Origin of the sequence: Methylobacterium sp. WL12, from assembly GCF_008039475.1 — a bacterium.
GTDB lineage: Bacteria > Pseudomonadota > Alphaproteobacteria > Rhizobiales > Beijerinckiaceae > Methylobacterium > Methylobacterium cerastii.
The window spans coordinates 1-25,879 of sequence record NZ_VRUW01000023.1 but is presented as its reverse complement, the minus strand read 5'-3'; the positions used below and the strand labels follow the sequence as shown (position 1 = coordinate 25,879).

Annotated in this window: 22 protein-coding genes; 15 read left to right on the top strand and 7 right to left on the bottom strand. The window is 66.6% G+C overall.

All coding sequences use genetic code 11. The features are described from left to right. Window positions 1-30: 30 nt before the first annotated feature. The 6 genes from FV226_RS11275 to FV226_RS11250 all read left to right on the top strand — a co-directional run bounded on the left by FV226_RS11275 (window position 31) and on the right by FV226_RS11250 (window position 9,607). Window positions 31-1,773, top strand: a complete 1,743-nt coding sequence (locus tag FV226_RS11275; protein WP_147762969.1) for an HWE histidine kinase domain-containing protein — start codon at window positions 31-33, stop codon at window positions 1,771-1,773. A 168-nt stretch (window positions 1,774-1,941) separates the two neighbouring features. After that, window positions 1,942-4,680 (top strand): PAS domain-containing protein, encoded by a 2,739-nt coding sequence (locus FV226_RS11270; RefSeq protein ID WP_147762968.1) that lies wholly within the window; start codon window positions 1,942-1,944, stop codon window positions 4,678-4,680. Between the two features lie 309 nt (window positions 4,681-4,989). Further along, window positions 4,990-5,370: a response regulator gene (locus FV226_RS11265; protein WP_147762967.1), complete on the top strand. Its 381-nt coding sequence runs from the start codon at window positions 4,990-4,992 to the stop codon at window positions 5,368-5,370. 28 nt (window positions 5,371-5,398) lie between these two features. Continuing rightward, complete coding sequence (locus FV226_RS11260; protein WP_147762966.1) at window positions 5,399-5,635, top strand: hypothetical protein; 237 nt, start codon at window positions 5,399-5,401, stop codon at window positions 5,633-5,635. 119 nt (window positions 5,636-5,754) lie between these two features. Continuing rightward, on the top strand, window positions 5,755-8,511 hold the full coding sequence (locus FV226_RS11255) for a PAS domain-containing protein (RefSeq protein WP_246691561.1): 2,757 nt from the start codon (window positions 5,755-5,757) through the stop codon (window positions 8,509-8,511). 175 nt (window positions 8,512-8,686) lie between these two features. Next, a complete protein-coding gene (locus FV226_RS11250) occupies window positions 8,687-9,607 on the top strand; it encodes a GGDEF domain-containing protein (protein WP_147762964.1) in 921 nt (306 codons plus the stop codon). Window positions 9,608-9,899: 292 nt separating this feature from the next. On the opposite strand, the gene FV226_RS11245 is transcribed toward FV226_RS11250, so the two are convergent. Genes FV226_RS11245 through FV226_RS11235 form a run of 3 tightly spaced genes read right to left on the bottom strand, consistent with a single transcriptional unit; the run spans window position 9,900 to window position 11,857 of the window. After that, entirely contained in the window at window positions 9,900-10,619 is a 720-nt protein-coding gene (locus tag FV226_RS11245) for a cytochrome c biogenesis protein CcdA (RefSeq protein ID WP_147762963.1), read from the bottom strand. A 6-nt stretch (window positions 10,620-10,625) separates the two neighbouring features. Beyond that, the gene (locus tag FV226_RS11240) at window positions 10,626-11,015 is read right to left on the bottom strand and encodes a thioredoxin family protein (protein ID WP_147762962.1); all 390 of its coding nucleotides are present in this window, start codon (window positions 11,013-11,015) and stop codon (window positions 10,626-10,628) included. A gap of 41 nt (window positions 11,016-11,056) precedes the next feature. Further along, window positions 11,057-11,857, bottom strand: a complete 801-nt coding sequence (locus tag FV226_RS11235; protein WP_147762961.1) for a pentapeptide repeat-containing protein — start codon at window positions 11,855-11,857, stop codon at window positions 11,057-11,059. A gap of 212 nt (window positions 11,858-12,069) precedes the next feature. Here FV226_RS11235 and FV226_RS11230 point away from each other — a divergent pair, with 212 nt between their 5' ends. Further along, window positions 12,070-12,744 (top strand): Crp/Fnr family transcriptional regulator, encoded by a 675-nt coding sequence (locus FV226_RS11230; RefSeq protein WP_147762960.1) that lies wholly within the window; start codon window positions 12,070-12,072, stop codon window positions 12,742-12,744. A 122-nt stretch (window positions 12,745-12,866) separates the two neighbouring features. Here FV226_RS11230 and FV226_RS11225 read toward each other — a convergent pair whose 3' ends face one another. After that, entirely contained in the window at window positions 12,867-13,316 is a 450-nt protein-coding gene (locus tag FV226_RS11225; protein WP_147762959.1) for a helix-turn-helix domain-containing protein, read from the bottom strand. 102 nt (window positions 13,317-13,418) lie between these two features. On the opposite strand from FV226_RS11225, the gene FV226_RS11220 reads away from it, so the two are divergent. From FV226_RS11220 to FV226_RS11205, 4 genes are all read left to right on the top strand, one after another. After that, window positions 13,419-14,189, top strand: coding sequence for an SDR family oxidoreductase (locus tag FV226_RS11220; protein WP_147762958.1), 771 nt, complete (start codon window positions 13,419-13,421; stop codon window positions 14,187-14,189). Between the two features lie 61 nt (window positions 14,190-14,250). Further along, complete coding sequence (locus FV226_RS11215) at window positions 14,251-14,463, top strand: 4-oxalocrotonate tautomerase family protein (RefSeq protein ID WP_147762957.1); 213 nt, start codon at window positions 14,251-14,253, stop codon at window positions 14,461-14,463. A 497-nt stretch (window positions 14,464-14,960) separates the two neighbouring features. Then, complete coding sequence (locus tag FV226_RS11210) at window positions 14,961-16,589, top strand: inorganic phosphate transporter (protein WP_147762956.1); 1,629 nt, start codon at window positions 14,961-14,963, stop codon at window positions 16,587-16,589. Between the two features lie 5 nt (window positions 16,590-16,594). Next, window positions 16,595-17,638 carry a transporter gene (locus FV226_RS11205; protein ID WP_246691560.1) on the top strand — a complete coding sequence of 348 codons (1,044 nt, stop codon included), beginning with the start codon at window positions 16,595-16,597 and terminating at the stop codon, window positions 17,636-17,638. Window positions 17,639-17,657: 19 nt separating this feature from the next. On the opposite strand, the gene FV226_RS11200 is transcribed toward FV226_RS11205, so the two are convergent. Beyond that, window positions 17,658-19,148, bottom strand: coding sequence for a carbohydrate porin (locus tag FV226_RS11200; RefSeq protein ID WP_246691559.1), 1,491 nt, complete (start codon window positions 19,146-19,148; stop codon window positions 17,658-17,660). A gap of 380 nt (window positions 19,149-19,528) precedes the next feature. Between FV226_RS11200 and FV226_RS11195 the strand changes: the two genes are divergently transcribed. Both FV226_RS11195 and FV226_RS11190 read left to right on the top strand, forming a co-directional pair. Further along, window positions 19,529-19,777, top strand: a complete 249-nt coding sequence (locus FV226_RS11195) for a hypothetical protein (protein WP_147762955.1) — start codon at window positions 19,529-19,531, stop codon at window positions 19,775-19,777. 214 nt (window positions 19,778-19,991) lie between these two features. After that, the gene (locus FV226_RS11190) at window positions 19,992-20,246 is read left to right on the top strand and encodes a hypothetical protein (RefSeq protein WP_147762954.1); all 255 of its coding nucleotides are present in this window, start codon (window positions 19,992-19,994) and stop codon (window positions 20,244-20,246) included. Window positions 20,247-20,416: 170 nt separating this feature from the next. Here FV226_RS11190 and FV226_RS11185 read toward each other — a convergent pair whose 3' ends face one another. Further along, window positions 20,417-21,961: a CHAD domain-containing protein gene (locus tag FV226_RS11185; RefSeq protein ID WP_147762953.1), complete on the bottom strand. Its 1,545-nt coding sequence runs from the start codon at window positions 21,959-21,961 to the stop codon at window positions 20,417-20,419. Between the two features lie 193 nt (window positions 21,962-22,154). Here FV226_RS11185 and FV226_RS11180 point away from each other — a divergent pair, with 193 nt between their 5' ends. Further along, a complete protein-coding gene (locus FV226_RS11180) occupies window positions 22,155-23,213 on the top strand; it encodes an acetylhydrolase (protein WP_246691558.1) in 1,059 nt (352 codons plus the stop codon). Window positions 23,214-23,374: 161 nt separating this feature from the next. Here FV226_RS11180 and FV226_RS11175 read toward each other — a convergent pair whose 3' ends face one another. Continuing rightward, on the bottom strand, window positions 23,375-23,881 hold the full coding sequence (locus FV226_RS11175; protein WP_147762952.1) for a CYTH domain-containing protein: 507 nt from the start codon (window positions 23,879-23,881) through the stop codon (window positions 23,375-23,377). Between FV226_RS11175 and FV226_RS11170 the strand changes: the two genes are divergently transcribed. Further along, entirely contained in the window at window positions 23,783-25,765 is a 1,983-nt protein-coding gene (locus tag FV226_RS11170; protein WP_246691557.1) for a calcineurin-like phosphoesterase family protein, read from the top strand. The genes FV226_RS11175 and FV226_RS11170 overlap by 99 nt on opposite strands. Window positions 25,766-25,879 lie beyond the last annotated feature (114 nt).

Sequence of the window (25,879 nt, the reverse complement as noted above, 5' to 3'; positions counted from 1 at the left end):
GGGGTACCAAGGCCCAGGACGAAGTCCTCGATGTCACTGACGAAGCGGATCGTGGGCCTGGTCGTCCTGGCGCTCATCCCGGCATTGGCCGTCCAGGGCTACAACGAGTACGCGCTCCGCGCCGCCAGTGCCCGGGCCGTCCGGAAAGAGGCGATGCGCGCGGCCCGGAGCGTTGCCGCCGACTTGGGGCAGTTCGGCCGCGGTGCGCGGCAGGTCCTCGGTATCCTGGCCGGCTTGCCCGAGATCCGCGGCAAGGATGCAAGGGCCTGCACGGCGTTCCTCGCCACGGTCGTCGGGCAGGTACCCGGCTCCTTCTTCTTCGGCGTCGTCGATGCGGACGGACGCATCCGGTGCAACACGATCTCGTCGCCGGCGGGGTCCTACTCGGTCGCCGACCGTGCGTACTTCCAGGATGCGATGCGCTCCGGCGGGTTCGCCGTCGGAGAGGTCGTGACCGGCCGGGTCACAAACCGTCCAACCATCCAGTTCGCACAGGCCATCGTCGATGGTGACGGCGACGGTCGCCCGGACGGCATCGTCATCACCAGCATAGACCTGTCCTATCTCGCGGCGCGACAGGCGACCGCCGGGTTGCCGCCGGATGCCACGCTCACGGTCGCGGACCGTAAAGGCACGATCCTGGCCCGCCTGCCGGATCACGAGGTCTGGGCGGGCAAGCCGCTTCCTCCGAGTTTATGGAAGGCCCTCTCGGAACACCGCGGTGGCGTGGCCGACCTGCCCGGCCTGATTGGCGATACCCGCATCACCGCGGTGGCCGCAGCCTCGCCCGAGGATCTCGACTCCCTCACGGTGGCGGTCGGCCTATCGCCGGCAACGGCCTTCGCCGATATCGACGCCGCGACCCGGCGCGGGTTGGTGCTGATCGGCCTCGGGGCGGCCATGGCGATTGCGGCCGCGCTCCTGGCCGGCCGTGCCTTTATTCGCTGGCCCGTCCGGCGCCTGCTCGCGGCCGCTAGCGCCTGGCGGGCCGGCGAGTTGGGAGCCCGGACCGGCATCTCCGGGAGCGGCGAATTCGGGCAGCTCGGGGAGGCATTCGACGCCATGGCATCCTCGTTGGAGAGGCACCAGGGCGAGATGCGCGACGAGGTCGCCCGAAGCCTTGTCCTGCAGGAACGTCAGACGATGATGCTGCACGAGTTGAACCACCGCGTCCGCAACACCCTCACGACGGTGCAATCGCTTGCGCGGCAGACCCGCCGCGACGACGACAAGGGCGAACGGCTGGAGGGACGCATCCTCTCGCTGTCCAAGACCCACGACCTGCTGTCGCGCGACGACTGGGGCGGCGCCTCCCTGCGCACCGTGCTGGAGAACGAGCTTTCCCCCTTCCGGGACGATCAGGACCATCGCTTCGGCCTCGTGGGGACCGACCTCGACCTGCCCCCGCGCTACGTCCTGGCGATCGGCATGACGGTGCACGAGCTGACGACCAACGCGGCCAAGTACGGTGCGCTCTCGACCGAGGCGGGGCGCGTCGACGTCGCCTGGACCGTCGTCGTCGCCGAGAGCGGGGCCAGGCGGCTCGTGCTGGATTGGCAGGAGAGCGGAGGTCCGCCGGTGCGGGAGCCGGGCAAGCGTGGGTTCGGCACGCGCCTGATCACGGGCGGGGTCAGCCGGGAGCTCGACGGCAAGGTTCGGCTCGACTTCGCCGCGGATGGGTTGCGCTGCAGCCTCGACGTTCCCCTCGACGGGTACGACCGCTTCACCTCGTTCAGCGAGGTCGCCGGCATTCGACCGGTCGGAACGGCCTGAGCGCCTGAGGGCCTGTATCAACGAGGCACGAAGCCCCCTCTGGATGTCACGGGGGATCCGGTAGGATTGCGTGACGAGATACCATTGAAGGCTCAGGCAATTACGGGCAAACCTCGCCGAGGCCGGCTCCGTATCCGGGATGGTATCGAAGGAAAAATAGGCAGGTCGATGTTCGTTGAGGGGGAGCGGGTCGAAAATCGCAGGCAGGCAGAGTTGGCCAGCTACGCCGTTCTCGATACGTCCGCCGAAGCCGAGTTCGACGACATCGTGAAGGTGGCGTCAGACGCCTGCGGCATGCCGGTGTCGCTGATCTCGCTCCTCGATGGCGACCGCCAATGGTTCAAGGCCGAGACCGGCTTCGGCCAGACCGAGACGCCCCTCTCGCAGTCGATCTGCGCCTACACCGTGCAACAGGACGACGTCTTCGAGATCGAGGACCTGACCCGGGATGCCCGCACCTCGAACAACGCCCTCGTGACCGGGGGCCCCCAGGTCCGCTTCTACGCAGGCGCCCCGTTGCGGACGCCAGATGGCGTTGCCCTCGGGGCGCTTTGCGTCCTGGATACGAAGCCCAACAAGCTCACGCCCTCGCAGGCGTTCGTGTTACGCACCCTGGCGCACCAAGTCGTGACGACCCTGGAGCTGCGCCGCTCTCTCCGGCTGCGCAAGGAGAGCGACCGGCGCAACAAGGCCATCTTGGAGAGCGCGGTCGACTACGCCATCGTCTCGATGGACCTCGACGGCATGGTGACGAGCTGGTCACCGGGGGCGGAACGCATCCTCGGCTGGTCCGAGTTTGAGATGTGCGGCAAGCCCGCCCACGTGTTCTTCACCGACGAAGACATCGCGTCGGGCATTCCCCAGCGGGAAATGGCCTCCACCCTGTTGCAAGGACGCGAGACCGACGAACGTTGGCACCGTCGCAAGGACGGAAGCCTGTTTTGGGCCAACGGAGAGATGGTGCCACTCCGGGACGAGGATGGCCGGCACGAGGGCTTCCTCAAGATCCTGCGCGACCGCACGGAGCAGAGGAATGCCGCGGCCAAGGAGCAGGCCGACGCCGCGTTCATGCGCGAGGTGCTGTCCTCCTCGGCGGACTGCATCAAGGTGCTCGATCCCGACGCCAGGCTGACCTTCATGAACGAAGGTGGCTTGGCCGTGATGGAGGCCGAGGATTTCAACCAGGTGCAGGGCTCCGACTGGACCGGGTTATGGCAGGGACAAGCCCGCGTGGACGCCAGGGAGGCTTTCTGGGCGGCGATGGCCGGCGGCACCGGCCATTTCCAGGGACCGGCCGAGACGCTCAAGGGCACCCTGAAGTGGTGGGACGTGCAGGTCACGCCGATCCGCGGGATGGACGGCCGCCCCGACCGACTGCTCGTTGTCTCGCGCGATGTGACCGCCCAGCGGGTATCCGAACAGCGCATCGCCGAGAGCGAGAAGCGCTGGCGCGGCCTTTTCGAGGGCATGCAGGAAGGGTTCTTCAGCGGCGAGATCATCCGCGACGTGAAAGGCAGTGCCATCGATTGCCGGCTCGTCGAGATCAACCCGGCATTCGCGGCACAATCCGGCTTACCCGCCGACACCGTGGGCCGCACCATCCGTGAGGCGATCCCGGACATTCCCGACTGGTTGATCGAGACCTACGCTCGGGTCGTCGACACCGGCATACCGGAGGTGTTCGACATCGTGGTGCCGGAACTGCGACGGGCCTTCGAGGTGCGCGCCTATCGCGAGGCGGGTCAACGTTTCGCGGCGATGTTCATCGACGTCTCCGAGCGCAAGCAGGCCGAGGCGCGGCGGGCGGCGCTGGCAGAACTCGGCGACCGCCTGCGCAACACGAGCGACCGGGCGGAGATCGCCCGCGTCGCCGCCGAGATCCTGGGACGCACGCTCGGGCTGTCCCATGCCGGATACGGTGACGTGGACCAGGACAACGAAACCATCGTCATAGGCGAAGGTTGGACGGCGCCGGGTATACCGAGCATCGGCGGCGTGCACGGCTTCCGGGACTACGGCACGTACATCGAGAGCCTGAAGAACGGTCACGCCGTGATCATCGACGATGTGACCGACGACCCCCGCACCGCCTCGGATGCCGACGCGCTTGCGGCTCTCCACGTGCGTTCACTCCTCAACCTGCCGCTGATGGAGCACGGGCGGTTCGTGGCACTCCTGTATGCCCTGAAGGATGTCCCGTACGCTTGGAAGCCCGAGGAGATCAGCTTCGCCAACAACTTTGCCGACCGGACCCGCGCCGCACTGGCCCGGATCGATGCGGAGGAGCGACAGAGAACGCTGAACCTCGAACTCAGCCACCGCATGAAGAACATGCTGGCGATGGTCCAATCCATCGCCACCCAGACCATGCGCACGGCAACCGACCTGGATGCGGCCAAGGAGGTCCTGGCCGGTCGCCTGATCGCGCTCAGCAAATCGCACGACCTGCTCCTCGGCGGCGAGATGGGTGCGGCACCCATCAAGACCTTGATTGAAGGCGCCCTGCAGACCCACGCGGACAACCAGAACCGTTTCGTGTTGGACGGCCCGACATTCACCGTCGGGGCCAAGGCGGCGATGTCTCTGTCGCTCATGCTCCACGAGCTCGCGACCAACGCGGCCAAGTACGGGGCGCTCTCGACGGCGAACGGCCAGGTCTCGATCAACTGGCGACTTCGTGATGTGGACGGCGAGCCCCATTGCGCCTTGCGCTGGTCCGAGGCGGGTGGACCCGCCGTTGCGCCACCCACCCGCACCGGGTTCGGATCGCGGTTGATCGGGCGGGGCCTGGCGGGCAACTTCGGAGGCGAGGTCGACCTTTCCTACCCGCGCGACGGTGTGGTCTGCACGATTGATGCTCCACTCGCCGGTCTTCAAGCCGAGGATGCGCCGCGGACCGCCCACTGAAACGACGGCGACCGCTTGGGTTGGCCAACGCGGACGCCGACGAGCGTTCCAGTAGTTCGCCCATGAACCACTTCGGGACGTCGGAGGGCGACGTCCGTGGCGCGAAGCGACCTCACACGATGTCACTCGGGGTGTCCGAACTCGCCCCGATGCCGTTTCATCCACGCGACGCAGGAACCTGGACGTGTGGGGGGATCCGGGCTTTGGGCAGGCCGTAATCGTATGGCCAAGGTGAAACGAAGGGCGGCCGAGGCGCTTGTCTCTATCACGGGTTAGTTTCGATCCGTGACACGGACACGTATTCAGCCCATGCCGGATCAGGATTTAGCCCTTTCGCCCCCCCACATCCTTGTCGTCGAGGACGAGGGCCTGATCCGCATGATGGTGGTCGACATGCTGGAGGAGGCCGGCTTCGTGGTGACCGAGGCTCCCCACGCCGATGCAGCCTGGGCCATCCTCCAGCGACGCCAGGAGGACATCCGGGTACTGTTCACGGACATCGACATGCCGGGTTCGATGAACGGGTTCGTCCTCGCGGAACGTGTCTCGGATGCCTGGCCCCATATCGGGTTGGTCGTGACGTCCGGCGGAAGGAAGCTAGCCGACCGCGAGGTCCCGGATCACGGTCACTTCCTCGGTAAGCCCTATCGTCCGAAGGACCTTGTGCTCGCCATCCCAGAGGCGATCTGATGTCTCCGTACAAGGACGGCGAGAGCGCATGACCCAAGCCGTCTCGGATCTGGCGAACGCGTTGGCACGCGGCATCGTCACCGACGAGGGGGCGGCGCGTGATTTCGCGGCGGTCGCCGACACCTTCCGCGACGACGGGCACCAGGCCTCCGTCGATGCCATGCTGCGCCTGAGCCGCCATCACCGCATCAGGGCTCTGGAAGGGCGTGGCAACCTCGCGGCGCTCCGATGCGTCGAGGAAGCGTCGGACAAGGACCGATCCTGACCGATCCTCCTGCAGCCGGGCTTCCTGCAACCGACATCCCGTTGATGCCGTCGCGGCGATAGGTTGGACACGGCTCAACCTTCTCGCGTCCAACACAATTGAACCCTAACCCGCCTTGCATGCAGGCCGCCGATCCGTCCGACCCCTCGATGCTGACCCGCGAGCAACTGGAAGCCGAGGTGCGCCGTCTCCGCGCCCAGTCGGCGTCGCTCGCGCAGATGTTCGAGCAGGCGCCTAGCTTCATCGCCCTGCTGACCGGCCCCGAGCATCGCTTCGCCCTCACGAACGTTGCCTACCAGCGCGCCATCGACCATCGTGACGTGGTCGGCAGTACCGTGGCCGAGGCGTTGCCGGACGCAGCCGCCCAGGGCTACGTCGACCTGCTCGACACGGTCTTCCGGTCGGGGCAGGCCCACAGGGCGACGGGTGCCCGATTCGACGTCCAGGCCGTGCCCGGCGGAACGGTCAACGAGCGCTATCTCGACTTCGTCTACCAGCCCATCACTGACGCCCGTGGGGCCGTCAGCGGCATCTTCGTCGAGGGGCACGACGTCACCGAACGCACGCTCGGCGAGGCCGCCTTACGGGTGAACGAGGCGCGCTACCGTACCCTGTTCGAAAGCATCGAGGTCGGCTTCTGCATCATCGAGATGCGGTTCGAGGGCGAGCGTGCCATCGACTACCGGATCGTCGAGGCCAATCCCGCATTCGTACGGCAGACCGGTGCCGACGTGGCCGGCCGATGGGTGAGCGAGTTTGCTCCCAACCTCGAACGGTATTGGTTCGATACCTACGGACGCGTTGCGCTCACCGGGGAGCCTGCTCACTTCGAGCACTACGCGGATGTGTTCGGACGCTGGTTCGACGTACGGGCCCTGCGGACCGGAGACCCGGATGCGCACCGTGTGGCCGTCTTCTTCTCGGACATCACCGAGCGGAGGACCATCGAGAAGCGGGTCGAGGCAAGCGAGCGCGAGCTCCGTCTTATCACGGACGCGCTGCCTGTCCTCATCTCCTTCATCGGCGCCGACCATGTCTATCGGTTCGCCAACAAGGCCTACGACGACTGGTTCTCCGTGCCGGCCGAGGAGATCGTCGGCCGTGACGTCAGGGACCTCCTTGGTACGGCCGCCTACGCCGCCCGGAAGCCGCACATGGACCGGGCACTGTCGGGCGAGGCGGTGACCTTCGAACTCGACTGGCCCCGCCGTGACGGACAGCCCCGCGTCGCCGAGATCAGGTATCTCCCACGTCGCACATCCGACGGGACCGTCGACGGCTTCCACGTCTTCGTGCACGACGTGACTGCACGGAAGCGGACGGAGGCCGACCTCGCCGGGCAGGTCGCGGCCCGAACGGCCGAGCGGGACCAGGTCTGGCAGGCATCCTCGGACCTTCTGTGCGTCGCCAACTTCGAAGGCTACTTCGTCAGCCTCAACCCGGCCTGGCCGCGGACGCTGGGATGGACCGAGGACAAGATGAAGGCCCGGCCCTTCCTCGACTTCGTGCATCCCGACGACATCGCGGCCACTTTGGCGGCGGCGGCCGGCCTGGCGCGAGGCGAGCCACAGATCACCTTCGAGAACCGCTACCGGCACAAGGACGGCAGTCATGTCTGGCTGTCCTGGAATGCCGTGCCGCGAGACGGCCTGATCTACGCCTCCGTTCGGAACGTGACGGAGGCCAAGCGGCAGGCCGAGACCCTCGCCAGGACCGAGGAAGCCCTGCGCCAAAGCCAGAAAATGGAGGCGGTCGGCCAGCTCACCGGCGGCCTGGCGCATGACTTCAACAACCTGCTGGCGGGCATCTCCGGCTCGCTGGAGTTGATGCAGACCCGCATGTCGCAGGGACGCCTGGGCGATCTCGACCGCTACATGACGGTGGCACAGGGCGCGGCCAAGCGTGCGGCCGCCCTGACGCACCGTCTCCTGGCCTTTTCGCGCCGCCAGACCCTCGATCCCAAGCCGACCAACGTGAACCGTCTCGTCACGGACATGGAGGAGCTGATCCGCCGCACCGTCGGTCCGGCGATCCACCTGGAGGTCGTCGGCCTGTCGGGGATCTGGCCTTCGCTCATCGATCCGGGCCAACTTGAGAACGCGCTCCTGAACCTGTGCATCAACGCCCGCGACGCGATGCCGGACGGCGGCCGCATCACCATCGAGACCGCCAACAAGTGGATGGACGAGGCCGGTGCCCGACAGCACGACATGCCGGCCGGCCAGTATCTCAGCCTGTGCGTCAGCGACACCGGCACGGGCATGTCGGCCGACCTGATGGCCAAGGTGTTCGAGCCGTTCTTCACGACGAAGCCCCTAGGCGAGGGCACCGGCCTCGGCCTATCGATGGTCTACGGGTTCGCGCGCCAGTCAGGCGGACAGGTCCGCATCTATTCCGAGGTCGGCGAGGGCACGACGGTCTGCCTCTACCTGCCGCGCCACTACGGCGAGGCCGACGAGGCCGACGTCGCCCGAAAACTTGCCGAGGTCGGACGGGCCGGTCAGGGCGAAACGGTGCTCATCGTCGACGACGAGCCTTCGGTCCGCATGCTGGTCACCGAGGTGCTGGAAGACCTCGGCTACACGGCCATCGAGGCCGCAGACAGCGTTTCCGGCCTGAAGGTTCTGCAGTCGGACGTCCGCATCGACCTGCTGATAACGGACGTCGGCCTCCCGGGCGGCATGAACGGGCGCCAGATGGCCGACGCCGCCCGCGAGCGACGCGCCGACTTGAAGGTCCTCTTCATCACCGGCTACGCCGAGAACGCCGTCCTCGGGAACGGGCACCTCCGGCCGGGGATGCAGGTGCTGACCAAGCCGTTCGTGCTGGAGACGCTTGCGACCCGCATCAAGGATCTCATAGCCGCCTCGCTGTGAGGGCGACATCGTCACGATGGAGAGAGCCGCATCACCGGGGAGCGGTGCGCGTCGCGGCGGAGCGTGCGTGATCTACGATCCGGCATTCCAGGCCAGGGACCTGTTAGGAAACCCTCCGTAGGATCGACCCGACACGACAGACCTCGAATCCGAAGGTCTGAAAACGTTCGGCTCGATGACACGCTCCATCCATCTCCAGAACCCCATCGACCGGTTGGAAGGACTGTCGCGCAGGACGACCTGGATCGTGATTGCGGTCTCGTTCATGGCGTTCCTCGCGTTCGACCGTGCCATGCCGGAGGTGGGTACGGGTCCCCTGTACATCCCTCTGATTGCCCTGGCGGGCTGGAGGCTCGGTCGGCGTGAGGCCGGTGGCGTCGCGATTGCCGCGGCCTTCCTCAACATCCTTCCCATCCATGGCTTCGACACGGGCATATCGCCCGTCGCTGCGGCAGCCCGCGGCTTGGTACGGTTCGGGGCGTACGCTTTCGTCGTCGCCACCGTCTGCGCCCTGCGTCGCGTCCATGACCGTGAGCGCCATGCCGCCCGCTACGACGCGCTGACCGGCGCCCTGAACCGGGCATCGTTCGAGGCGCATGCCCGCGCGGCCTTGGGAGCTCAGTCAGCGGACTATCCGGTCACGGTCCTGGCGCTCGCCGACCTCGATGGCTTCAAGGCCGTCAACGACACCTTCGGACATGGCGAGGGTGACGAGGTGCTCCGACGGTTCGCCGCGGCCGGTAGGTTGGTGACCGGTGAGGGAGAATGGTTCGGCCGGCTCGGCGGCGACGAGTTCGTCCTGTTGTTACACGCGGGAACTGCCGCGGCGGCGGCCACGCGGGTCGGGGTGGTACATGCCGAACTGTCTAACCGGCTCAGGGCATCCGGCCATTCCATAGACGTCAGCATCGGGGCCCTGGTCGTACGCCCGAGCACGGTTTTAGATTGGGAGGTGGCCCTGCGCGAAGCGGACCGCCTTATGTACGTCGCCAAGCGCGCCGTTAAGGGTAGCTGCCGCGTTGGAGCGGCCTTTATGCCCGCCCCCTCCGGGGCGGGTGCGGGCAGCGTCCAAGTCGCGTCCCTCGCCACAGTCTGATGCCCCAGCAACGCATGTCGCCGGCTCCCGGGCCCTACGGCAGCGTAAAAGAACTTAGCCCATCATGGTCCTGGAACGGACCGGCTTGTGCCGACGATGGACCACGCCGGAGTTGAGCGAACTGCGCGGCAAACGTCTGCTTTCAGGCGAAGGCCAGTTCCCTCACTATGGCGTGGTTGGGTCGAGACCCGTCCTTCCGTTCTACGACCGGGTCGGGTGGGTTCCTGCTAGTCCGCTTCCGGTTAGTGCACCGCAGTTGCAGACATTCATTCGACAGAAATAGCTTGAGGGCTCAGAGCCTCGTTGTCAGGTCCGTCAGCCAAGCCGGCGAAGCGTTTACTAGACCTGCCTCCAGCACCTTGTCGTAGCCGAGCACGATGGTCACGCCGGTGACGACCAGGATCAATCCAAGCGCCGCCTTCAACCCCTTGCCCAGACCCATCATCCGGTCTCGCCAGCGCATCAGCACCTCGCGCGACAAGGTACCGAGCAGGAGGAGCGGCAGGGCCGCACCGAGGCCGAACAGGAGCATGGTCAGGGCGACGACGCCGAGATCGCGCCCCTGGGAAGCGAGCAACGAGGCCGCCCCGAGGGTCGGCCCGACGCAGGGGCTCCACACCGCGCCGAGCAGCATCCCGACGCCGAACTGGCCGAGAAGGCCGGCGGTCGAGAAGCCGCCGAACCGGCTCTCGGTCCAGTTGCTTACCGGACCTGCGGCAACGGCGAGCCGCGTCTGGGCCGCCGGGACCATCAGGACCAACCCGATCAGGATCAGCATTATGGCCGCGCCGGTCCGGAAGATGCCGGCATCGAGGCCGATGGCGAAGCCGACGGTCGCCACGAACAGGCCGATGACCACGAACGACAGCGCCAGGCCGGCGGCGAGGGCAGCCGGTCCGAGCCTATGCTCCGACGCCGCCGCGCCGAGCACCAGCGGCAGCAACGGCAGCACGCACGGGGACAGCACCGAGAGGATGCCGGCGAGGAAGGCGAGGCCCAGGCTCGTGACCATGACGGCTCAGATCGCCTTGTCGAGGAGCGACGAGATCGCCTCGGGCTTGGTCTCGCCGGCCGAGCGCCCGGTCTCCTTCTCGCCCTTGTAGGTGATGAGCGTGCTCTGCATCGTCGCGCCGAACTTCTTGACCACGTCCTTGCGGCTGTCGAAGTCGACGTCGAACACCTGGAGGTCCTTGAACTTCGGGTCGGCCTCAAGCTTCGACAGGATCGGCTTCTGGGCGGCGCAGGTGGTGCACCACGGGGCGGTAATGTGCACCAGGATCGGCTTTCCGGCCTTCTGGGCCGCCTCGAACGCGGCGGGGGTGTAGGTCATCTCGGCGGCGCCGGCGGCGGTGCCGAACAGCATGGGGGCGACGGTGAAGGCGGCGAGCAGGATGCGACGGGTGGTCATGGATGGTGTTCCTTCGTGGATTGGTCGAGGTGGAAGAGGGCTCAGTTCGAGACCTGCGTGATGGCGCGGTCGACGTTCACGCGGGCCGACCAGTCCTTGGCGCTGTCCTGACCCTTGAGATCGATCAGACGGGCGGCGGTGACGTCGACGTTCTTGAAGTCGGCCCCGGCGATGGTCGCGCCGGTGAGGTTGGCCCCCGACAGGTCTGAGCCCATCAGAACCACGTCGGTCAGGTCGGCGTCGGTGAGATCGGCGTATTCGAGGCGCGAGCGACCGAGGTTCGCCCCCTTCAGGTTGGCCCCCTTGAGGTTCACCGAGACGAACACGGCCCGCATCAGGCCCATGGACTGGTTCTTGATGTCGGCGCCGCCCTTGAGGTCGACCAGCGTCGCCCCGGCCATGTTGGCGCCCTTGAAGTCGCCGATGGGCATCGACCGGCTCAAGTCGGCCCCGCTGAGGTTGGCGTCGCGGGCGGTGATGCCGAACATCTTGGCGCCGACGAGCTTGGCGCCGGAGAGGTCGGCCTTGATGAACCAGGCCTGTTCCAGGTTCGCGCCTGACAGGTCGGCGCCGCGCAGGTTGGCCTTGTTGAGGCGGGCGGTGCGCAGGTTCGCGCCCTTCAGGTCGAGGCCCGACAGGTCGAGGCCGGCGAGCGCCTTGTCGGACAGGTCGATGGGCTTGCCGTCGGCCTTGGCGATCAGCGCCTCGACGTCGGCGCGGGTCATCTCGGCCTTGGTCATCGCGGCCGAGCCCATGTCGGCACCGAGGAGCAGATCCTGCTCGGCATGGGCGGGGACGGCCAGGAGCACAGAGGCGAGCAGAAGGGGGACGAGGCGGCGCATGGTTTCTCCCGGTCTTTCGCCACGGCCCATAGAAAGCCTGCGCTTCCTCACGGTCTTGCCGGACGGTTTTTTGTTCAGTGATCACAGTGGTATGGAATGGCGACGCAAACGTCTGTGACCCAAGTCACCGAAGGCTACGGATTCCGAGACTATAACGCCTGAGTCATGGGCATGGCGGCATCCAACGACCGCCGGCCCCGGGGAGGACGACCATGCAGACCGCCCATCAGATCGAACGCTGGATCGAGCGCTTTCCAATGGTCCGGAACTTCAGCGCGAGCCATCTCCAGCTTGCGCGGGGCACGGTCGTTTTCCCCATGCTGGAAGCCGGCGCGATTGCCTACGAGCTTAAGGACGCCTGCCCGAATTACCTGATGTGCATCGTCGGGCGGACCCGGGTGTTCCGGATGTCCGATGGCGGGCGGGAGATGCTGATCTACAAGGTCAGTGCCGGCGGCACCTGCGTGCTCACCACCCAATGCCTGCTCTCGGGCGGGGGCTTCCCGGCGCAAAGTATCGCGGAAGCCAGGACCGAACTCGCTGCGTTGCCGGCGGATACCTTTCGTCAGTTGATGCGGGAGAGCGACACGTTCCGAGAGTTCGTCCTCGACGACTACACGAGGCTCCTGTCCGGCATGTTCGATTTGGTCGAGGAGATCGCCTTCGCGCCCCTGGAGCAGCGACTCGCCAGGCGGCTGCTGATTGAGGCCGACGCCGATGGCATCGTCTGGAAAACGCACCAGCAACTCGCATCGGACGTCGGCAGCGTGCGAGAGGTCATCAGCCGCCTTCTTGGAGAATGGGCGGATATCGGGCTTGTCGAGATCCGCCGAGGCCAGGTGCAGGTCATCGACCGGGCGAGCTTGGCAGCGAGAGGACCGAGCTGACACTACGTCCGCTTAAGAGCAACCGGTGGAACAGACGGAACGACCAAATCGGGTCGGATGCGGCAGGTCCGCTTCCAGAGAAGGGTCAGGGTCCGCAAACGCTTATAACAGCTCTCGGACTATCACGGTGTTTCGATGCAAGCGGACACATCGGACGCTTCACCCGCCGCTGCAAACGCCCGACGGGCGCGCTCGATCTCTGCGTGGTGGGTCTCAGCCCAGATCCACACACCACAGAACGCCGCTCCCAAGCTCTCGCCGAGTGGCGTCAGCTTATAATCCACGTGCGGCGGGATCACCGGATGCACGGTACGTCGCACAAGACCATCCCGCTCCATCTGCCGAACCGTCTGCGTCAGCATCTTTTGGCTGATTCGACCCACCGCCTTGCCGAGTTGCGTGAACCGTAGGGTGCCATGCTCGTCCAGAGCCTCAAGGATCAGCATGGTCCACTTGTCGGCCACCTTGGCGATGATGTCATTCACCAGCACCTCGATCGTCGGATCGACGTCCTTCGGGATCGGCCCCCTCCGTCGTGCCTCGATCATGGGGTCCGGGGTAGCCCTACGCATCTGACGCTCTCCTTTTGGTAAGTACAAATCTTTTCGGTGCCTACTTCAGTCTGGAGAGCGTGATCGATAATTTCTTCGGCGACAACAACGAAGGTCGCCGTCATGAACATCTCAGGCAACACGATCCTGATCACCGGAGGGGGCTCCGGGATCGGGGAGGCTCTTGCACATCGCTTTCACGATCTAGGCAACACCGTCATCATCGCCGGGCGTCGGGTGGAGGCACTGGAACAGGTCGCCAGCAGCCGCCCAGGCATCCACGCCTTGCCGCTCGATATCTCGGACGCCGCGGACATCGCCGCATTCGCGCAGCGGGTAGTGGCCGAGCATCCAGCCCTGAACGTGGTGATCAACAACGCCGGGATCATGCGCTTCGAGACGCTGGATCAGACCCGAGACCTCTCAGACGCGGAGGCGACGATCACCACCAACCTGCTCGGCCCGATCCGGATTGCGGACGCCTTGATCGAGCATCTGCTCGCGCGCCCTGACGCCGTGCTGATCAACGTGTCCTCCGGACTAGCGTTCGTTCCCCTGGCGGCGACACCGACCTACTCGGCATCGAAGGCCGCCATTCACAGCTACACGGTTTCGTTGCGCGAAGTCCTGAAGGGCAGGGTTGAGGTGATCGAACTGGTGCCTCCGGCGGTTCAGACCGATCTGACGCCCGGCCAAGCCAACCGCGAAGGCTACCTGCCGTTGGCCGACTTCATCGATGAGGTCATGGCTCTTTTCCAGCAGCAGCCGACGCCGCCTGAGATCCTCGTGCAGCGCGTCGCCTTTCAACGCAACGCCGAAGAGGAGCACCGCTTCGACGAGGCTGTCACGACCTTGAACGATGCCGTCCGCAAGGCCCGCGAGAAGCAGCGCTGAGGCCAATGGGCCGGCCCGCCTACCACGCCACCGTTCAGTTCACCCACCGCGGAGAAGTCTGATGCCGTTCGCTAACATCAAGGTCCCGGAGGCTGCGCTCAGCCGGGCGCAGAAGGAAGAGATCGTCCACAAGGTGACCAACTTGTTCGTTGATTACTTCAGCGAAGCCGTTCGAACACATACCATGGTCTTGATCGAAGAGGTCAAGGATGGCGGCTACGCCCGAGCTGATGAAGTGTTCGTCATACCGGATGCATATCGCGCGAAGGACTGATCGCAGGTGGGCCGCCGACAGGATTGGCGGCCCCCTAAAACCGAAATTAGTGAAACTATCACAAAACCACTTTATGTATAAGATCAATATAACTCTTCGGCCAGCCTCCCGGCTTATACGACACAGGTTCTACGGCTGCTTCCGAGGATGCACAAACCCTCTTACGATATGATTGGGTGGATTTGCGACGGTCTGCTTTCGACGAGCAAAGTCGAGAAACCGGACGTTCGCATGGATAGTGATCCATATCGGCTTCGCGCTCAGCTAAGTCATCCAGCGTGGCGCTGAACATGATCGAAGCGTTCACTCCATTTTTGGTCGGCCAAGTTCGATTTTGGGCCCGACGGCCTTTCTGGAGGCTTCCGTTCAAGCGATAAATGCACGGCGCCATTATAATATATCGATAAATAACTTTATCTCTTTGTCGCCCTAGATTGTCACCTAACCGTCATCAACCGAATTTAATCCCGGAGATACAAAATAAATTAAAGGTGTCTATGTCTGACGCGATTATGGCACCGGCCGCTACAGCCGGACACGTGGCGACAGGCAAGCCCAGCCTGGACCATGGCATCCATCCAGGTGGCGTCATCGCCTTCCTGCTCGTGCTCGTCGCCGGCCTCGGCTACGCCGTGTTCAGCCTGATCGCTGACATGAACGCGGTCCACCAGGAGCCCCTGGCGGTCGGCGCCTTCGTCCTCCTCGGCCTCGCACTGCTGATCGCCCTTGCCTTCGAGTTCGTGAACGGCTTCCACGACACCGCCAATGCGGTGGCGACCGTGATCTACACACACTCGATGCCGCCCCTGGTGGCGGTGATCTGGTCTGGCACCTTCAACTTCCTTGGTGTGCTGCTGTCTTCGGGCGCCGTCGCCTACGCCATCGTCACCCTGCTGCCGGTGGAGCTGATCCTCCAGGTCGGCTCCGGCGCCGGCTACGCGATGATCTTCTCCCTGCTCATCGCCGCCATCATCTGGAACCTCGGCACCTGGGCGATGGGCCTGCCGAACTCCTCCTCGCACGCCCTGATCGGGTCCGTGCTCGGCGTCGGCCTCGCCAACCAGCTCATGGGCGGCCAGGACGGCACCTCCGGCGTCGACTGGAACCAAGCGCTCGGCGTGTTCAAGGCGTTGGCCTTCAGCCCGATCTGCGGCTTCGTTGCGGCTGCCCTCCTGCTTCTGGTCCTCAAGTTCACGGTCCGTCGCAAGGACCTGTACGAGGCCCCCAAGGGCGACGCGCCGCCCCCGCTGTGGATCCGCGGCGTCCTGATCCTGACTTGCACCCTGGTGTCGTTCTTTCACGGCGGCAACGACGGCCAGAAGGGCATGGGCCTGATCATGTTGATCCTGATCGGCGCCGCGCCCACCGCCTACGCCCTGAACCGGACCATGAACGCCGACGCGACCCCGGCCTTCGTCCAAACCTCGGATGCCGCAAGCAAGGTGTTCTCGACTTATTCCGGTGGCGGGGCACGGCCCGACGCGGCCCAGGCCCGCAAGACGGTGGCTGACGCGCTGAAGGCGAAGGAACTCAACAAGCCGGAGGTCTTCGGTGCGCTTTCGGCTCTCTCGACCGACATCGCTACGTCGGTGAAGGGCTACGGCTCGCTCCAGCAGGTCCCAGCGGGGGCGACCTCGAACGTCCGTAACGATATGTACCTCGCCTCCGACGCGATCCGCCTGCTGCCGAAGTCGGGCGCGACCCTGTCCGAGGCCGACGCCAAGACCCTTAAGGGCTACACTGAGCTCCTCAACGAGGGCACCCGCTACATCCCGGGCTGGGTGAAGGTCTGCGTCGCCCTGGCGCTCGGCCTCGGCACGATGGTCGGTTGGAAGCGCATCGTCGTCACCGTCGGCGAGAAGATCGGCAAGACCCACCTGACCTACGCCCAGGGCGCCTCGGCCGAGATCGTCGCGGCGGGCACCATCGGCCTCGCAGAGCTCTATGGCCTGCCGGTCTCGACAACCCACATCCTGTCCTCGGGCGTCGCCGGCACTATGGCCGCCAACGGCTCCGGCTTGCAGATGTCGACCGTGCGCAACATGGCGCTGGCCTGGATTATGACGCTGCCGGCCGCGATCCTGATCGCCGGCACGCTGTTCTTCATCCTGCGCCACCTGTCCTAAGCCGTATGGAGGTCACGACCGAGACACCCGCTCGCCGCCTGTGCGACGAGCCGGCGCTTCCGGGGCTGCTCTGGGCGATGCGTTTCGACGAGACTGGATGCGGTCACCTCGTCGACCACGGGGAGGCGCTGTCCGTCCCGGGGAGCTTCGGCGAGGCGTTCACCTGGCTGCACTTCAACCTGAACGACGCGCGCCTACCAGCCGTCATCGACGAAGGACGATTAGGTCCGCCTCGCCTCGCCACCGCGGCTTTCGCCAGCGATCCGCACCAGCGCCTCATCGTCGAGGCGGGCCATATCGGCGGCGTCGTGGCCGATCTCGTCCGGGAGACCGGTGAAAGCCCCAGGATTGACGCCGGCGGTCGCCTGCATTTCGTCATGGGACCGCGCCTACTCGCGAGCGGTCGACGGCATCCCGTCCTCGGACCGGACCTCGCCCGTGACGCCGCCGTGGACGGTCGCGGCATCCTCGCCCCGATCCAGTTGCTCGACGTCATCGTCGAGCGGGTCGTGACCTCGATGGCCGCGACCGGCGCCCGCCTGGCCGATGAACTCGACGAGATCGAGGATCACATCCTCGACGAGCGTGTCCGCGGCGAGCGTCGTCGGCTCGGGCCGATCCGCCGGGACGCGGTCCGGCTGCACCGCCAGCTCCTAGGCCTGCGTGCGGTCTTCCACCGGTTGGAGACCTCCGGAGCCGACGAGGAGGTCCCGGATGCGGCCATCACCGCGGCCACCCGGATCGCGCAGAGGCTCGATGCTCTCGACCGCGACATGGTCCTGCTCGCGGACCGAAGCCGGCTGATGCAGGAGGAGCTGTCTTCCTATCTCGCGCAGGCCTCGAACCGGCAGCTCTACATGCTGTCGGTGCTCACCGCTTTGTTCCTGCCGCCGACGCTCGTGACCGGGCTGTTCGGTATGAACACCAAGGGCCTGCCACTCACCGAGAACGAGGCCGGCTCCACCGTGGCCATCGCCATCGCCTGCCTCTCGGCGGTCGTCGCCTACGCGCTGATCCGTGTCCTGGGCATCCGGCCGCCGCGGGATTGAGCAAGGAAGCGCGTGCGGCTCAGTAGCGGGTGATGGCGCGAAGGCCGAACACCAAGGCATTGCGCACCCGTGTGCCGTCGGGATCGCGGGGGTTGGCGATCCCGCCCCCCGGGTGGACGACGTACTGCACAGTCGGCTGCAGCGCGATGCCGGGAGCGAGCACGGCCTGATAGGTCGCCTCCAGCAGGAGCTCGGCGCTGCGGCGGGGGGCGGGTGCCGAGCTCTGGAGGGCGGCCATCGCATCGAGCCGCCGCGCCACGGGCGAGATGTGCGTGACGCCGACGCCGAACCCGAGGGTGTCGTCCGAGCGCCCGGGGAAAAGGCCGCGATAGGCGATCCCGCCGTCGAGGTAGAAATCCACGAGGTTGCGGTCGCCGGGGGAAGCCGAAGCCCTCAGGAACACGCTGGCGCCGTCGTTGGGATCGTTCGACTCTTGATAGACCGTCTGGTCGATTACCCCGTAGATTCCAGAATCTCCCGAAACCCTTCGACCGAGTCCGCTCACGGGGTCGGGCATGAGGGCATCGACGCGGCCGAACCGGTGCCAGCCCCCGAACGTCACGGTGCCGGGCAAGCCGGTGTCGCCGGGGCGGGCATTGTAGGCGTACGAAACTTCGGCGATGGCGAGCGGCGGATCGGAGAGCGGGAAGCGGGTGCCGTTTGGGTTGCGCCGCTGCGGGTCGACCCCCAAGCGCGGGTTGCCGCCGCCGGGCGTGCCGTCGATCAGGCTCGCCTGGAATGAGAGCTCCCGGGTCGGTACGTACTTCAGGCGGATGGTCGGCGCCGAAAGCGGGTAGGCCGGTCCCCCGTCGGTCATGTTCGCGGCGAAGATCGCCGGCCAGCCGAAGGTGCCGTTGGTGAACAGGATGCTGGTCTGGCTCACCATGTACTCGGTGTCGGCGGAGAGCTGGCCGACGCGGAGGAACAGCCGGTCGTCGAACAGGCTCTGCTCCAGCCACAGTTCGGAGAGGCGCGAGGCGGGCAGGGCCTCGATCTCGCTGATGGTCATGAGGTTGCCGACGCGGGAGCGGGACGTGCCGCTGCCCTGGATCTGGTAGACCGTGGCGTGGGCCGTGGCCCCCTTCCACCCGGCCAGGGTGCCGAGATCCACGTCGACGTCGAGGTCGAGCAGTGTCAGGCCGGTGGAGCCGCGCCGCAGGCCGCCGCGAAGATTGCGGTAGGTCTCGGCCACCGTGATCAGGCCGAAGGTGATCCCGTGTCGCTCCAGAAAGGCGCGGTATCCGCCGGGGTCGCCCAAGGGTCCGAGCAGGGGTTGGAACGAGGTCGTCACCTCCGCGGCCCGTCCCGCCGAGAAGACGGGCTGGGCCACCGAGGTCTGCGGATCGCCACCCGCGCCGGACGGTGAGCCGATGGCCATGCCTTCGGCCGCGACCCGTTCGGCCGTGGCTTGCGCCTCGCGTCCCTCGGCCTGGGCCGCGACCGGGCTTGGCTGCGGCCATAGGGCGAGCGCGACGAGCGCGACAAGGATGGTGCGGGATGGGGAACGCACCTCGGCCTCCGATCCGGATGGAAGACCGAAGGTCAGGTCAGGACACCATCGCGCACCACGACCTCGGCACCCAGCCGGGCCCCCACCCCGCCAGCGGCCCTCAGGCCGGCTTCCAGCGCTTCAGCCCGATCCCGGTACTCGGGACGGGAGCGAACGACGAGGCATCGGGTGGCCCCACGATGGATGGTCCAAGCCCAGGGCTTCGCCCCACCCCCGGCGGCTTCGGCCCGCACCTCCAATGGCGCGGCTTGATCGAATGGCATGATGCGTTCGGCTCCTACGGGTCCATCGCCCCGGTGTTCAGGCCGGGGCCCGGCCGGCAGGGAAACCGACTTACCAGCGTCGTCGAGCCGTCCTAAGGCGATGCAATGCCCGGACCGATGACGCTGGACCTGCTGGACACACTAAGGATCGTTGATGACGATGTGACGGCCGTCGTGGACGCCTACCTCGCCGATCCGTCCTGTGGCCCCGTCGGTTTCGGCGAGGGGTATCGGATCGATCCGGCATTGGCCGTCGCCGAGCACCCTTTCGCCGACACCCTGATGCGCCGGTCCTGGGCTGGGGATGAACTCCGGCGGGCTGCCGTACGAGCGGCGGTCATGCTGGCCGTACCCGAACGAGACTGACCGCCACTCCCGTCTCCGCCCGTCCGTCGCAAACCGTGAGGTGCGCATTTCTGGCCCCGTCATGGCCAGGAAACGTTGCCGGCCTTACCCCGACGCGTCTCGCCGGCCACGTTTCCTGGCCTCGCAACGGCATCGGATGGCGTTCATGCCACCGTCACGGTCCGGGCCTAGGAGGCCCGCATCGCCGCCCCGTCGGCGCGAGTCAGCCTAGACCATGCCGAAGCACCTCTGCATCGACCCCCACGACCCCTATGCCCAGCATGAGGTCCTGGTCGAGTTCGAGCGGGACGGTTCAGGTCTCCGCCTAGTCGCCGTAATCGATGGCTACGACGATGACATCCTTGGGGATCTGGTCGAGGCGCAACGCGAAGACCTGCGGCGAGAGATCGCCGATGCCGATTGCCCCCTGGCCGATCCCATCCCGATGCCACCGAACCACGGCACCACCTCGTCGCTGGCGCCACGCTGATGTTCCGCGATTACCACGATGACGAGGGGATGAACCGGATCCTTGCGCGGATGGACGACCGCCGGAGCCGGATGCCACTCTATCTCACCGGCTTCCTCGTAGCCGTGGCAGTCATCGAGCTAGTCGGGCAGCATCTCCTAACCTGAGGGCTGCCCCCGAACCACTTTTCCTCAGCGCCAGAACGGGCGCACGTCGACCAGCGTCTCGTGAGCCTCCGTGGCCGAGGCCACGAGCTTGCGCGTCCGTGCCTCGATGTCGACGGTGGTCATGCCCGCCGCGAACAGCGCCGATCCGGCTCCGGCCTCGGTCCCGGAAAGCTCACCGAGGATCTCGTGGCCGGTGGCAATGTCGTTGAGGTCGCCCAGGCCGTCCTGCAGGTCTTCGAGCGCCGACAGGAACGCCTTGTGGCGCTTGGCGGCCTTTTTGCCGGTGTAGAGCCCGGCGAAGAACTCGGCGCCGTAGCGAAGCTTTTTCGCCGCGATGCGGACCTCGTGCCGCTCCTCGGTGCTCAGGCTCGCAAGGTCGCGCCCGCGCTTCTTCACTTGGCGCCTGCGCTTTTCCAACACCTTGAACGCGAATGCGCTTGCCGGCTGATCCCGGCGACGGGCTTCCTTCTCGCCGCCGTTCGTAAGCCAGGGACCGGTATTGATCCAGGCGACCAAGTCGAGGACGAACCGCCGCCACTCGTCCGAGCCCAGCGCGGTCCGGACGGTCTCGTAGGCTTCGGTTCGCTGCGCTTCGAGGTGGCTTTCCAAGTTGAGCAGGCCGCCCTCGTCCGGGTGGCGTTCCCGCTCGGCGGGCAGGGTCCGCGTCAGGAAGACGTCGAGGTTGCGCGCCCGTCCGAGCGGCGCCGACAGGCGCTTGAGGTTCGAGCGCATGGCCTCGGTCCGCTCGTCCGAGACGAGGTCGCCGAACAGCGAGAAGGCCGACCGAAGCCTACGGATCGCGACGCGCGTTTGATGCAGGGCGGCGGGGTCGCGATGGTCGAGGATAATATCCTCGTTGATCCGCATGTGACGTAGGCAGGCATGGGCGACGGCACGGAAGGCGTCGGCCGCGTTCATGTCCTCCGACAGCGGTACGGGCTCGGCCTTGCGGACGCGGTCCGGCTCACCGTCGATCAGCGCGAAGCCACGCTCCGGCTTGGTCCGGACGCCCAGACGGAACGGGGCGTCCGCGCCGATCTCGTGCGCGAGGGCGAACAGGTCGGCGACCGAGCCTTCCTTCAGTTCGAGCTCGACCTCGCCGACGGACACGACGTCCGAGGCGCGCTTGCCGCCGGGGCGGGTGATCCGGCCCTCGTCCAGTGCGACCTCGATCCGGGAGGAGCCCTGCTCGACCTGGTACGAACGGCGCTCGACGGCGACGGTGAACAACGGCGACAGCTTCGACATCCTACCGAGGACCTGGGCTAAGGGCGTCTCCTTCAGGGCACGCAAGTCGGGCTCGGGACCTTCTACCGAGCGCTCCCATTCTGGGCGTTCGAGCAGGCCGTCGCCCGATGCCTTTGCGGTCTGCACGTACCCGTCTTTCGTATCTCGTACCCGCAGAACGTACCCGGCCTTCCGCAATTGTCCGTCGGACGTATCGTAATAGACGGAGACTAGACTGTCCTTGGTGCGGGAGGAGCCTTTCAGGCGTGGATGCTTCCTCAAAGCCATCAGGTCAGGCCCGTCGACGGTGAGTTTCAGTTCGATCTCTTTGGGTACGGTCATCCTCGCGTTCTATCGTCCGAAGCGCGAGCGGGGAACCCGGCGGGGGCGCAATATGGGGTTGCCACATCCGGCGCAGGTGGAGGTGGCCCATCCGGACCTGCGGTGCCAGGTGGGATCCTTATCATTCGATGGTCGCCCAACCAGGGCCATAAGGATCCAGCCTTATGCCGTCCTCCCCGGCCCGTGAGACGCCATGACCATCATCGTCGATGCCCCATCCAACCTGGTAGCGACGCGAGGAAAGGCCACGAACGGACCCGACCGTCGCCGCTTCGGCGCGATGGTCATGGCCGCGGGTGCAGCGGGCTGGCTTAAGTCCCTGCCGGCGTCCGCCGAGGCACGGTTCATCGACTTCGAGTGGGTCGACCCGTCTCGTGACCGCGCGGTGCCGGCGCGGCTCTACTGGCCGGCCGCCTCGGACCGGAAGGGACCGGTCCCGCTGATCGTCTTCTCCCACGGGCTCGGCGGCTCGCGGAAGGGCTACAGCTACCTCGGCGAGGGATGGTCGGAACGCGGAACAGCCAGCCTGCACATCCAGCACGTCGGCAGCGACCAGACGCTGTGGGAGGGCAACCCGCTTCTGCTCCTCGACCGCCTCGACGGGGCAGCGGACGAACGCGAGGCCATCGAGCGGACGCGGGACGTGAGCTTCGGCCTCGACCGCCTGCTCGAACGCGAAAACCCCTTCCATGCCGCCATCGACCGGAAACGCATCGTCGCGGCCGGTCACTCCTACGGGGCGAACACCACCCTGATCCTCACCGGCGCCCAGGTGATCCGCGACGGGAAGCCCATCGGATACCGGGACCCGCGCTTCACGGCGAGCATCGTCATCTCGGCGCCGCCCTTCTACGGCGAGACCGACCTCGCGGCGGTTCTGGCGATGGTCGACGTCCCCACACTCCACGTGACCACGACGGAGGACACGATCCGCATTCCCGGCCGCTTCTCGCCGGTCCAGGACCGCATCGACGTCTACAGTGCGATTCCGACACCGCAGAAGGCGCTCGTCGTGTTCCAAGGTGGTTCGCACAGCGTCTTCACCGACCGCTCCCTCAGGAACGGCGGGCCGCTGAACCCCCTGGTCAAGCGTGCGACGATGGAAGCCGGCTTGGCGTTCCTCGACCTGGCTCACCGCTCCAATCCCGCCCCGATGGAGGAATGGGGTGCGACCTGGAAGCCGATCCTGGCCGCGGCACCGGTGCCGTTCCCGGTACCGTCGAGGCAAGCGGACCGTAAACGTCGCGCCTGATACCCGCTCCGCATCTCCGCTCGACTTCGTGGCCTGGGCACATCTCCCGCGGCCGGCGAACGCCACGGCCATTGAATATCCCGACCCGGGCGAATGGGAGGTGGCGGCAATCCTTAAATGGATATGTGGAGCAGCGCGGACCGTGCCGCCTCCGGGACCCGTCAGAACCGTGCCGCAAGGACGTCAGCGAGGGTGATGTTGCGTCCCGCCTCCCGGGACAGGCGCAGCATCGTGGACTGACGGAAGCGAGGATCGTGGGTTACCTCGGTCCCGAGCCAGTCGGGTCGTTCCACCGCCTGCCCCTCGTCCCGCAACTCGATCTCCGCCAGAACCATGCCCGAGAGGGCGCCGCCATAGACGTCCACCTCCCAGTTCACTCCGGCATGGGGGACGCAGTGGCGCGTCTTCTCGATAAGGCACGGCTCGCAGACCTCGGTCAGCATGGCTTCGGCATCGGCCCCCGGGATCTCGTATTCGAATTCCGCCCGAGCGAGACCCTTGCGCTCGCCCTTGACCGTCAGCCAGCCGCGTCCCTCGGCGATCCGCACCCGGACCTTCCCACCGCCAAAGTGCCCGACAAGGCCGTCCCTCAAAAGTCGCTGGCCGACGACGTTTGCGCGCCAGCCCTCATGGGCGACCAGGAACTTCCGCTCGATCTCGAAACGCATCTCACCCCGCCGGCCTACCCCGGGAAGCCGATGCCCCGGACCTTCGGCGCGGCCGGACCTATCCCTAAACCCGCCCGTGCGCCATCGTACCCCAGGTCCCGCTGCCGACGGATGTCGGCCGCATCCTGTCACACGGTCGTCAGCAGCCTTATCCATGCCACCGCAAGGATGGAGCCCGGCATGAACGATGGTATCGACGACATGGCGTCCCCCATGACCCGACGTGCGGCCGTGTCAGGTCTCGGGGCGATGGCCGCGACGCTCGCCGCACCGGCGTTCGCACGGGGCACGGCGCCCGACCGGCCGGAAGGCTCCGTGACCGCCACCGGCGTCGTTTTCGAGGACCGCTCCGAGGCGGGACGCAGGCAGATCGGCGATCCGGGCCTGCCGGGCGTCGCCGTCTCGAACGGACGGGACGTCGTGCGCACGGACGAAAGCGGGCGCTACCGCCTCGCCGTCACGGACGGCGATGCCGTGTTCGTCGTCAAGCCATCCGGCTACCGCGTTCCGCTCGACGCGAACAACCTGCCGCGCGTCTCCTACATCCATCGGCCCGATGGCACTCCTACCGAACTCGGCTTTCGCTACCCTGGCCTCGCTCCGACGGGAGCGCTCCCGGAGTCGCTCGACTTCCCGTTACGGCGTGTCGACGAGCCCTCAGCGTTCGACGTTCTGTTGTTTACGGACCCGCAACCGGCGACCGAGGCCGAACTCGCCTTCGTGCGCGATACCACCCTGACCAGCGTCCTCGGCACGTCCGCTGCCTTCGGCATGACGATGGGCGACATCGTCTCGGACGATCTCTCGCTCTACCCGCGCTACAATCGCATGATCGGCCGGGTCGGTATCCCGTGGTGGCACGTCGGCGGCAACCACGACCTGAACTTCGAGGCGCCCGACGCGGATCTCAGCCGCGAGACGTTCAAGCGGGTCTACGGTGCGCCGTACTATGCCTTCGAGCACGGCCAGGCACTGTTCCTGATGCTCGACAACGTGCGTTACCTCGGTATCGGCACGGCTGCCCCCGGTGCCCGCGGCGGCCGTTACGAGGGCCGCTTCGGCGACCGTCAGCTTACCTTCGTCGAGAACATCCTGCGCGACTGGCCGAAGGACCGCCTCGTCGTCGTCGGCATGCACATCCCGCTCATCACGGATTGGGCCCCGGCGGACCCGGCCAACACCACCGTCGACCGCGACGCCCTCCTCGCCCTGCTGGCCGGACGGCCGAGCCTCAGCGTGGCCGGCCACACCCACACGACAGAGCACCATTACCTCGGTGGCGACGGCACGCATCACCACCACGTCCTGACGGCCGTGTCGGGATCGTGGTGGAGCGGCCCCTACGACCGTCGGGGCATCGCCTGCGCCGATAGCCGGGATGGCACGCCCAACGGCTACCACGTCCTTTCCATCGATGCCGCCCGCTACACCACGCGTTTCGTCGCCGCCTCCGAACCGGACCGGGCGATGCGGATCACCCTCGACAGCCAGTACAACGCCCGCACTCCGGAGCTCGCCCGAGCCTATACGGTCGAGCGCCTGCTCGGCTCCCCGATCCCGGTCGAGGCCGTCGGATCGACCGACCTCGTGGTCAACGTGTTCGATGGCGGACCCCGGACGCGGGTCACCCTGCGGCTCGGCGGCGGACGCGCGGCCATCCCAATGGGGAAGGTGCGTCAGCCCGATCCGTTCGTGACGCAGGTCTTCGCGCGCAATGCGGACACGAAGAAGCCGTGGGTGTCGGCGATCCCCTCATCGCACGTCTGGGTCGCCCGGCTGCCTTCGGATCTCGGGACGGGGACGCACCGCGCGGACGTCAAGGTCGTGGACGAGTACGGACGGGCACGGCACGAGGCGATGATCGTCGAGGTCACCGGTGCATGACCCCCGGACTCGTTGGCCCCTACCTCTGTGCCCAGACGACCGAGGATCGTGCCCGTCATCAGCGTGTCCCACGGTCGGTCGTAGCGGCCGTGCAACGGCTCCCCCCTGAGACCC